We start from the raw sequence: 8,514 nt of genomic DNA on the forward strand, positions 1-8,514 counted from the left end.
CTCCGGGGCGGGCGCCTCGGCCCTCACCGCCTCCGCCGTGGGGGAGGCCGGCTCGTCGGCACGCGGCTCCGGCTCGTCGGCACGCGGCTCCGGCGCCTCGGACGCTCCGGTCTCCGGCTCAGGGGAGGCGTCGTCCCGCACCTCCGGTCCCCGCGTGCTGTGTTCGGGCTCCGGCGTGGGAGAAGCCGAATCCCGGCTCTCCTCCCGGCTCTCGTCCAGGTCCGACCGCTCCGGTCGGGGGGCGGAGTCAGCGGGGTCGGAGAAGAACAGACCGCCCACCGAAAGCCGTTCCGGGGCGGTCTCCTCCACGGAGACCGTCTCCACCAGGACGGAACCGGAGACGCTCTCCTTCTCCTCCTCGCGGCGTTCCGCCTCCTGCCGCGGCTCGGTCAGCGGTTCCGGCTCGGCGCGGACGGCGGCCGCGGCCTCCTCCGTCTTCTCCCTCTCCTCGGCGGTCTCCCCGGCCGTCTCCCCGGCCGCGCTGTGCGCGGCGGTCCGCTCACCGGCCGCCGGTGAGCGGCGGTTCAGCAGGACACCGGCCCCCGCCGCGACGAGGAGGACGGCACCGCCCGTCAGGATCGGTACGGAGCCGAGAACGGCCCCGAGGACGAGGACGACCAGGCCCACCAGCCCCAGGGCCGCGAAGACAGGCGCGGCCGCCTTCGTACGGTTCTCCTCGGCGGGACGCGGGGCGTCCCCCTGCGGGGCCGGCGCCTCCGCGGCGGTCCGGCCCGCTCCTCGGCAGCTTCGGCCTTCGCTCTCGTGGTGGCCGATGACCCCGTCGGTCACCGGCGCCCGCTGCTCGCAGACCGGGCATGTATCGCGACGCATTCAGCCCCCTTGTGGCACTTCCCAGGACGACGGACTGTAGCGGACCGAGGGATGTCACCGTGGGGGTGGTACCGGCACTCCGCATCCGTCCGGGCGTACGCCCCGACCAGCGGTCCGCCGATCGCCGCGCAACTCCGTTCTGTGACGGGTTCCTTGGCGGCGGGGCCAAAAGGGCCGCCGGGGCGCCCGCCGGAGGCCCCGGCGTGTCGCGCGGGACCGGTCTCGGCCGGTCTCATCCGATCGTCATCCCGCGGTCATCCGACCGCTGTCGGGGAGGTCGCGCCGAACCCGGGGTGGTCCGCCAGCCACCGGGTGTAACTGGCGCTGCGGGCGGCGGCCTCGATGTGTGCCGCACGGGCCTGGGCGACCACCGGTCCCGCGACGCCCGCCGCGGGCGAGCCGGGATGCCAGCCGACCAGATGCCGCCAGCGCAGCGGAGCCCCGGCCAGCGGGCGGGTCACCACGCCCGGAGTCGGCGGGAACGTCGCCCGGCACAGCCCCACCGCCCGCCCCACCTGCACCAGATGGACGCACGAGGCGGTGTCGGTCTCGTAGACGCGGAAGGGGGTGAACCCGGCACGGGCGCAGACGGCGGCGAAGCAGTCCGCGAAGCAGCCGTCCCCCGGCACGTCCGCCCAGGACTCCCGGGCCAGCTCGGCCAGTTCCACCTCGCGCCGTTCGGCCAGCTGATGCTCCCGGCCCAGCATCACGAACACCGGGTCGACGGCGATCTCCCGCCACACCAGCCGGTCCGCCGCGGGCGGCGGGCTCTCCCCGCAGGCGCCGACCAGGGCGAAGTCCACTCGCCCCTCGACCACCAGCGCGGCGATCTCCCGTTCCGACCAGGAGGTGCGCGTGGTCACCGCGACCTGCGGATGGGACTTTGCCAGCCGGTCCACCAGGCCGCCCAGCAGCGGCCCGTGCGTACCGCCGAGCCGGAAGCGCGGCATGCCCTCCCAAGCCCGCGCGAACCGTACGGCCTCCTCCTGGAGTTCACGGACCGCGGGCAGCAGCACACAGGCACGGTCCAGTACCAGCTCGCCCAGCGCGGTCGGCCGGACCCCGAACCGGCCGCGGGTGAACAGCGCCCCGCCCAGGGCGCGTTCGATCCGCTTGAGCTGTGCGCTGAGTGCCGGCTGGGCCAGGCCCAGTGCCGTGGCCGCCCGGGTGAGGCTGCCCGCGTCCGCGATCGCCCGGATCGTCTTCAGGTGCCGCAGTTCCAGGTCCATGCCCGACAGCTTGGGCCGCCCGGTACGCCGGGGCAATACATCGGCAGGGGATTGGTACGGACCAAAACTCCGGTGTGCGGTCGCCGAGCCGGCGTCCGGGTTAGGCTCTGCGCATGTCCGGGACAGAGCAGAGGTTCGACTCGTCCATGGCCGCTTGGCGGCAGTGGCAGCAGGCCCCCTGGGGGCGCCTGCGCTTCACCCTCGCCGAGGCCAACCTCCTGCGCCATCTGGACGGGCTCGGTGACGCCTCCCTGCGGATCCTGGACCTGGCCGGGGGAGACGGCGGCGACGCCGTCCGGCTCGCGGCCCGCGGCCACCGCGTGACCGTGGTGGACCTCGCCCCCGGGATGCCGGCCGCAGCCGGGGAGCGCGCCGGGGCTGCCGGAGTCGCCGACCGCGTCACCTGCGTCCGGGCCCGTATGGAGGAGTTGCCGCAGGAGATCGCCTCGGGCGGCTGGGACGTCGTGCTGTGCCACAACGTCCTTCAGTACGCGCAGAGTCCGGCCGCGGCGCAGGAGATGCTGGCGGCGGCCGTGGCGCCGCTGCGGGAGGGCGGCGTGCTGTCGGTGATGGCCGTCAACCGCCACTCCGCGCCGCTGGTCGCGGCCGTACGCGAACTGGACCCGGCCGCCGCGCTGGCGGCCCTCGACCGGGACCGGGCCGACAGCCGCACCTTCGGCACCGGCATGACGCTGTACACCGCCGAGGAGATCGCCTCCCGGCTGGAGGACCTGGGCTGCCCGGGTGCGGCGCACTACGGCATCCGCAGCGTCAGCGACTACATCACCGACGACGAGCGCAAGCACGACCCGGACTTCTACGCCGACCTGGAACGGCTGGAACTCGCGCTCACCGACCGGCCCGCCCACCGGCACACCGCCCGCCTCTTCCAGCTGATCGCCCGCCGGGAGCCCGGCGCGGGCCCGGTCAGGGCAGGGTGAGGATGCGCGGGCCCTCCTCGGTGACCGCCACGGTGTGCTCGATGTGGGCGGCCCGGCTGCCGTCGGCGGTGCGCAGCGTCCAGCCGTCGGTGTCGGTGCGGTAGGCATCGCTCCCGCCGGCCATCAGCATCGGCTCGATGGCGAGGACCAGTCCGTGGCGCAGGGGGAAACCGCGCCTGGGGCGCCCGCGGTTGGGCACGTGGGGGTCCTCGTGCATGCGGCGGCCGATGCCGTGGCCACCGAAGTCCCGGGGCATGCCGCAGCGGGCCGCCTCGGCGACTGAGCCGATGGCGTGCGAGATGTCGCCGATCCGGTTCCCGGCGGTGGCCGCGGCGATGCCCGCCTCGAGCGCCTCCCCGGTGGCCTTGACCAGTTCCAGGTCGGCGGGCCGGGGGGCGCCCACGATGAAGCTGACCGCGGCGTCACCGGTCCAGCCGTCGAGCTCCGCGCCGCAGTCGACGCTGACCAGGTCGCCGTCGCGCAGCCGGTAGCCGTCGGGGACGCCGTGCACGATCGCGTCGTTGACGGATACGCAGACCACCGCCGGGAACGGGGTGGGCGCGAAGGAGGGCTGATAGCCCAGGAAGGGTGAGCGCGCCCCCGCCTCGGCCAGGACGGCGCGTGCCGCCTCGTCCAGCTCCCGCAGGGACACTCCGACGCCCGCCGCGTCCCGGGCGGCCGCGAGGGCCCGGGCGACGACGCGCCCGGCCTCTCGCATGGCCTCCAGTGCCGCGTCGGTCTTGATCTCCACCATGCTCCATCGCTCCTTGTCCGTGTCGGGCCGTCCGCGCCGGGCCGGGGCGCATCGCGCCAGGCCGATGCTGGCCAATTCTTATACCGGTATTAGTATCACGGTCATGGTGAGAACTCCTCTGACCCCGTGGGAGCGGCAGCGCGGGGAGCGACTCGGCGCACTGCTGCGCGAAGCGCGCGGTGGGCGCAGCATGGTGGAGGTTGCGGCGGCGGCCGGGGTGTCGGCGGAGACGCTGCGGAAGATCGAGACCGGACGGGCGCCGACCCCGGCGTTCTTCACCGTGGCGGCCCTGGCGGCCGTGCTGGGGATCTCCCTGGACGAACTGGCCGCCGTCTGCGCCCGGAGTGGCGACGACGGCGAGCGTGCGCTGACGGCGTAGCGCCTCCCCGCTCCTCCCTTCGGCCGGTCCCGGGCGGGGTCGCTGCTCGCGCCGCCGTCGAGCCGGGCGCGGGAGCCGCGTTCGGTCGATCGGTGTCCACGGGGCCTTCGGGTGAACGCGGCGGTTTGCGCCCCGCCGGGAGTGGTGTCCTGCGACGCAAGAAGCGAGACGAGACGTACCGTCTCGAATGTGCTACGGTCCGGTCATGCCCAAGCAACCGACGGCCGCCCGGCGCAGCGCGGCCTCCCGCGCCGCGATCCTGGAAGCGGCCTTCGAACTGGTCGGAGAGGTCGGCTACGGCAGGCTCGGCATCGAGGCGATCGCCTCGCGCGCCGGAGTCGGCAAGCAGACGATCTACCGGTGGTGGCCCTCCAAGGGCGCGGTGCTGTTCGAGGCGATCCTCGTGCGCAGCTTCGGCGACGGCGAGGAGCCGGTGCCGCTGCCCGACACCGGTGATCTGGAGGCGGACCTGCGCACCGTCCTGCGGGCCACCGCGCTGGAGCTCGCCAGTCCCGAGGTGGACCGTCCGCTGCGGGCGCTGACGGTCGCGATGGTCGAGGACGAGGCCCTGGCCGAGGAACACCGCATCCGCGTGGAGCAGCCCACCCGGGAGGCCAAGCGGGCCCGGCTGCGCTCCGCGCAGCGCGCGGGCCGGCTTCCGGCCTCACTGGACCTGGACATCGCCGTCGACGCGATCTTCGCGCCGATGGCGCAGCGGTGGCTGACCCGCAGCGGGCCGCTGACCGAGGAGTACGCCGACGCGCTGCTGGAGACCGCGCTCAACGGCCTGCGGCACCACGGCCCGAACTGAAGGGGGAACACATGGAGACCTTCGTCGAAGCGGAGGACGGCTACCGACTGTGGGTCGAGACCGCCGGAGAGGACGACCTGCCGCCGCTGCTGCTCATCATGGGCGCCGGAGCGAGCGGCCTGGGATGGCCCGACGCGCTCGTGTCCCGGCTGGCGCGGCACCACCGCGTCATCCGCTACGACCACCGCGACACCGGCCGTTCCACCCGCGCCTTCCACGAACGGCCCTACGCCGTGCGCGATCTCGCCGGTGACGCCGTGGCGGTGCTGGACGCGCTGTCCGTCGACCGGGCGCACGTGGCGGGGATGTCGATGGGCGGCTACCTGGTCCAGTTGCTGCTCCTGGACCACCCGCGGCGACTGCTCGGCGCCGCGCTGTGGGGCACCTCCGTGCTGGGCGGCGCGCGCCCCGACCCGGAGATCCCCGACGAGGACCTGCCCGGCCCCGACCCCCGCCTGCTCGCGATGTGGGAGCAGATGGGACAGGAGCGCGACCCGGAGGCCGAACTGGAGTGGCGGGTGGAGCACTGGCGCCTTCTCAACGGCGGCGTACTGCCCTTCGACGCCGAGGAGTTCCGCGATCTGGAGCGCCGGGTCGCCGCCCACAGCGGCACCTGGGCCACGTCGTACGCACACGCGCTGGCCGACCAGTCCGGCATGGAACGGGGAGCGGAACTGGCGCGGGTGACGGTCCCGACCCTGGTCGTCGACGCACCCGAGGACCCGGTCACACCCCCGCCGCACGCGGCCCGGCTGGCCCGTGCGATTCCCTCCGCGCGGCTGGTCACCGTTCCCGGGCTCGGGCACGCGCTCGGAAGCGCGGCCGTGCCGCCGCTGGCCGACGCGATCCTCGCCCACACCCGCTCCGCCGGCGCGGACGGCCGTACGTCCTGACCGGCCCCGTCCCGCCCTGTCCGGGAACCGGGCAGGGCGGAAACCGGGAGGCGGAGGGCGGGCCCGGCCTGTGAGGATGAGACGCGTGAGCGACGGACGACGAGACTCCTGGAACATCGCGCCCCTGCCCGTCGGACATTCCGACTCCGCGGCCCTGCTGCGCGCGTACTACGACGACATCGTCGGCCGCTACCACGGCCGCCGCGCCACCCGGGAGGAGGTCGACGCGGCGCTCGCCGAGGAGCCCAGCGACGATCTCGCCCACCCCACCGGCCACTTCCTGGTGGGCCGGCGGGAGGGGCGACCCGCCGGGTGCGCCGGCCTGCGCCTGTTGGACGCGCGGACCGCCGAGCTGACCCGCCTGTTCGTGCTCCCCGGCGCGCGCGGGACGGGCGGGGGCGCGCGGCTGCTGGCGGCGGCCGAGCGCGCCGCCGCCGAGGTGCTGGGCGCGCGGGTGATCCGCCTGGACACCCGCGCCGATCTGGTCGAGGCCCGCGCCCTGTACGCGCGTAGCGGCTACGCCGAGATCCCCGACTACAACGGCGGGAGGTACGCCGACCACTGGTTCGAGAAACGGCTCAGCCCGTCACCCTGAAGGCCGCCCCCTTCGGGCCGCCGGGGCCGTCCGGCCGCAGCCGGTGGGCGTCCTCCCGGCAGACGGTCGGCAGACGGTGCCGAACCGCCCACAGGCGACTCCGGCGCGCCGGGCGTTCTGCCGCGGGCGGCCCTGCCGTGCGTGGCACGGGCGATGTCCGCCGTCCGGCCCTTCACCCGGCCGGTGCACATGCCGACCGCTCCGCCGGGGTACCTCACCCGTCCGTACATCGTCTACCGCAGCCGGGACACACAGCTGGGCTCGCGTGCCCCCGGCGCGGATGGGAGCGTGTCCGATGATCACTCCGCAGGGCGGTCCCGAACCGGAGCGCGAGAAGCACCCCGCCGGAGAGGTGGCAGGGCTGAAGGCCCAGGGGGAATGGCTGCTGGCCGAGGCGGGGGCGGCCGACTCCGGGCGGAAGGCGCAGACCGTCGTCAAGGTCCCCGGCCTCAGCGTGACCCTGATGGCGCTGGCCTCCGGCCACGGACTGGCCGAGCACCAGGCGCCGGGGGCCGCGACGCTGCTGTGCCTGACCGGCCGGGTGACGCTGAGCACCGTCGAGCGGGAATGGGAGCTGGGCCCGGAGGACCTCATCGCCATCCCCGCGGAGCGCCACCGGCTGACCGCCGACACCGACGCCCTGGTGCTGCTCACCGTCCGGCTGGACTGACCGCGCGGGGGCCGGACAGGGCCGGCCCCCGGAGGGGCAGGGGCCGCCCGCACGGGGGCGAAAGGCTCAGACCGTCCCGGCGGGCGAGACGTCCTCCAGCAGCCGGCCGGTCACCAGCTCGGCCCCGATCCGCACATGTACCCCGTCCTCGACCGGGGCCCAGGACAGCGGCCCGGACCGGCCCAGCCGCTCGGCCTCGCCGGGGTCGGTCACCAGCGAGGCGCGCCCGGTGACCACCACGCTCCAGCCCGAACGTGTCGCCTCGTCGAACCGGTCCACCTCGAAGGCGACCACGCTGCCGTCCACCGCGCGGGCCATCCGGGACGTACCCGAGGTGCGCAGGACCACGGCCTGGTCGCGGTCCAGGAAGAAGTTGACCGGGAGGACGGCGGGCAGCGCGTTCTCGGTGTAGACGATGCGTCCCAGAGGGACCTGCCCCAGCAGGTTCAGGCACTCCCGCCGGTCGAGTTCGCGGAAGCCGTCGTGTCGGTGCATGCGTCCATGGTGCGCGCGCCGCCCGGGCGGGGATAGGGCCGGTCGGCCCCGTCCGGGGCGAAAAAGGGCGGGTCCGCCCCGATGCGCGCCCCGCACCCGGCAAGCCGGCCCCGCCACTCGTACGCGCCCGACGCCCGCGCACCCCATTCCGCTCAGCGCGGCTGCCGCCCCGGGGGCTGAGGGGCGGTCTGGGTGGCGATGACGGCGGCCTGGACGCGCCGCTCCACTCCCAGCTTGGCCAGCAGCCGGGAGATGTTGTTCTTGACCGTCTTCTCCGACAGGTACAGCTGCCGGCCGATCTGCCGGTTGGTCATCCCCTCGCCGATCAGGGCCAGGATGTCGCGCTCGCGGGGCGTCAGCGAGGCCAGCGCGGCGTCCTGCGGCTCCTGGGCGGGCTCCTCGGTGTCCTGCACCCGCAGGCTGTTCATCAGCCGCGCCGTGGTCGCCGGGTCCAGCATGGACTGCCCGGAGGCGACGGTGCGCACGGCCGCGATCAGGTCCGAGCCCTTGATCTGCTTGAGTACGTAACCGGAGGCACCGGCCATGATCGCGTCCAGCAGCGCGTCGTCGTCGTCGAACGAGGTCAGCATCAGACAGGCCAGCTCCGGCATCCGCGAGCGCAGCTCACGGCAGACGGCGATGCCGTTGCCGTCGGGCAGGCGCACGTCCAGGACGGCCACGTGCGGGCGCAGGGCCGGGCCGCGCGCGAGGGCCTGCTCGGCCGTGCCGGCCTCGCCGACCACCTCGATGTCGGGCTCAGCGTCCAGCATGTCGTGCACGCCGCGCCGCACCACCTCGTGGTCGTCGAGGAGGAACACCCGGATCGGGTCCTGTGGTGAGAACTGCTGGGCCTGGGTCATAGGGATCCTTCACGCCGTCGGTCGGGGGCACGCCCCCCACCCCATGATCCTGCCCC

At 74.7% G+C, this 8,514-nt stretch carries 10 protein-coding genes and 2 pseudogenes; 7 read left to right on the forward strand and 5 right to left on the reverse strand.

What is annotated here, in order from left to right; translation table 11 throughout:
* Both L7D48_RS22035 and L7D48_RS22040 read right to left on the reverse strand, forming a co-directional pair.
* Positions 1 to 831, reverse strand: a pseudogene (locus L7D48_RS22035) (hypothetical protein); the annotation flags it as partial.
* Positions 832 to 1,085: 254 nt separating this feature from the next.
* The gene (locus L7D48_RS22040; protein WP_237881675.1) at positions 1,086 to 2,060 is read right to left on the reverse strand and encodes a LysR family transcriptional regulator; all 975 of its coding nucleotides are present in this window, start codon (positions 2,058 to 2,060) and stop codon (positions 1,086 to 1,088) included.
* A gap of 113 nt (positions 2,061 to 2,173) precedes the next feature.
* On the opposite strand from L7D48_RS22040, the gene L7D48_RS22045 reads away from it, so the two are divergent.
* The gene (locus L7D48_RS22045; RefSeq protein ID WP_237881677.1) at positions 2,174 to 3,001 is read left to right on the forward strand and encodes a bifunctional 2-polyprenyl-6-hydroxyphenol methylase/3-demethylubiquinol 3-O-methyltransferase UbiG; all 828 of its coding nucleotides are present in this window, start codon (positions 2,174 to 2,176) and stop codon (positions 2,999 to 3,001) included.
* Here L7D48_RS22045 and map read toward each other — a convergent pair.
* Complete coding sequence (map, locus tag L7D48_RS22050; RefSeq protein ID WP_237881679.1) at positions 2,988 to 3,755, reverse strand: type I methionyl aminopeptidase; 768 nt, start codon at positions 3,753 to 3,755, stop codon at positions 2,988 to 2,990. The two genes, L7D48_RS22045 and map, sit on opposite strands and share 14 nt — an antisense overlap.
* Before the next feature lie 103 nt (positions 3,756 to 3,858).
* Between map and L7D48_RS22055 the strand changes: the two genes are divergently transcribed.
* The 6 genes and pseudogenes from L7D48_RS22055 to L7D48_RS22075 all read left to right on the forward strand — a co-directional run bounded on the left by L7D48_RS22055 (position 3,859) and on the right by L7D48_RS22075 (position 7,103).
* Entirely contained in the window at positions 3,859 to 4,134 is a 276-nt protein-coding gene (locus tag L7D48_RS22055; RefSeq protein WP_093656301.1) for a helix-turn-helix domain-containing protein, read from the forward strand.
* A gap of 205 nt (positions 4,135 to 4,339) precedes the next feature.
* Complete coding sequence (locus L7D48_RS22060) at positions 4,340 to 4,945, forward strand: TetR/AcrR family transcriptional regulator (RefSeq protein WP_237881681.1); 606 nt, start codon at positions 4,340 to 4,342, stop codon at positions 4,943 to 4,945.
* 11 nt (positions 4,946 to 4,956) lie between these two features.
* A complete protein-coding gene (locus tag L7D48_RS22065) occupies positions 4,957 to 5,838 on the forward strand; it encodes an alpha/beta fold hydrolase (protein ID WP_237881683.1) in 882 nt (293 codons plus the stop codon).
* An 85-nt stretch (positions 5,839 to 5,923) separates the two neighbouring features.
* On the forward strand, positions 5,924 to 6,433 hold the full coding sequence (locus L7D48_RS22070) for a GNAT family N-acetyltransferase (RefSeq protein WP_237881685.1): 510 nt from the start codon (positions 5,924 to 5,926) through the stop codon (positions 6,431 to 6,433).
* A gap of 153 nt (positions 6,434 to 6,586) precedes the next feature.
* Positions 6,587 to 6,667: pseudogene (locus L7D48_RS29590) on the forward strand (respiratory nitrate reductase subunit gamma); the annotation flags it as partial.
* 61 nt (positions 6,668 to 6,728) lie between these two features.
* A complete protein-coding gene (locus L7D48_RS22075) occupies positions 6,729 to 7,103 on the forward strand; it encodes a cupin domain-containing protein (protein ID WP_237881689.1) in 375 nt (124 codons plus the stop codon).
* A 66-nt stretch (positions 7,104 to 7,169) separates the two neighbouring features.
* On the opposite strand, the gene L7D48_RS22080 is transcribed toward L7D48_RS22075, so the two are convergent.
* Together L7D48_RS22080 and L7D48_RS22085 are read right to left on the reverse strand one after the other, a co-directional pair.
* A complete protein-coding gene (locus tag L7D48_RS22080; RefSeq protein WP_237881691.1) occupies positions 7,170 to 7,598 on the reverse strand; it encodes a pyridoxamine 5'-phosphate oxidase family protein in 429 nt (142 codons plus the stop codon).
* A gap of 152 nt (positions 7,599 to 7,750) precedes the next feature.
* Positions 7,751 to 8,458: a response regulator transcription factor gene (locus tag L7D48_RS22085; protein ID WP_237881693.1), complete on the reverse strand. Its 708-nt coding sequence runs from the start codon at positions 8,456 to 8,458 to the stop codon at positions 7,751 to 7,753.
* Between the last annotated feature and the right edge of the window lie 56 nt (positions 8,459 to 8,514).

This window comes from Streptomyces sp. ICN903, from assembly GCF_022015835.1.
GTDB classification, from domain to species: Bacteria; Actinomycetota; Actinomycetes; order Streptomycetales; family Streptomycetaceae; genus Streptomyces; species Streptomyces fenghuangensis.

What these genes read in the sequence shown, in the direction of transcription:
- L7D48_RS22040 (WP_237881675.1), bottom strand. Translation starts at nt 2,060, where the DNA reads ATGGACCTGGAACTGCGGCACCTGAAGACGATCCGGGCGATCGCGGAC.
- L7D48_RS22045 (WP_237881677.1), top strand. Translation starts at nt 2,174, where the DNA reads ATGTCCGGGACAGAGCAGAGGTTCGACTCGTCCATGGCCGCTTGGCGG.
- map (WP_237881679.1), bottom strand. Translation starts at nt 3,755, where the DNA reads ATGGTGGAGATCAAGACCGACGCGGCACTGGAGGCCATGCGAGAGGCC.
- L7D48_RS22055 (WP_093656301.1), top strand. Translation starts at nt 3,859, where the DNA reads ATGGTGAGAACTCCTCTGACCCCGTGGGAGCGGCAGCGCGGGGAGCGA.
- L7D48_RS22060 (WP_237881681.1), top strand. Translation starts at nt 4,340, where the DNA reads ATGCCCAAGCAACCGACGGCCGCCCGGCGCAGCGCGGCCTCCCGCGCC.
- L7D48_RS22065 (WP_237881683.1), top strand. Translation starts at nt 4,957, where the DNA reads ATGGAGACCTTCGTCGAAGCGGAGGACGGCTACCGACTGTGGGTCGAG.
- L7D48_RS22075 (WP_237881689.1), top strand. Translation starts at nt 6,729, where the DNA reads ATGATCACTCCGCAGGGCGGTCCCGAACCGGAGCGCGAGAAGCACCCC.
- L7D48_RS22080 (WP_237881691.1), bottom strand. Translation starts at nt 7,598, where the DNA reads ATGCACCGACACGACGGCTTCCGCGAACTCGACCGGCGGGAGTGCCTG.
- L7D48_RS22085 (WP_237881693.1), bottom strand. Translation starts at nt 8,458, where the DNA reads ATGACCCAGGCCCAGCAGTTCTCACCACAGGACCCGATCCGGGTGTTC.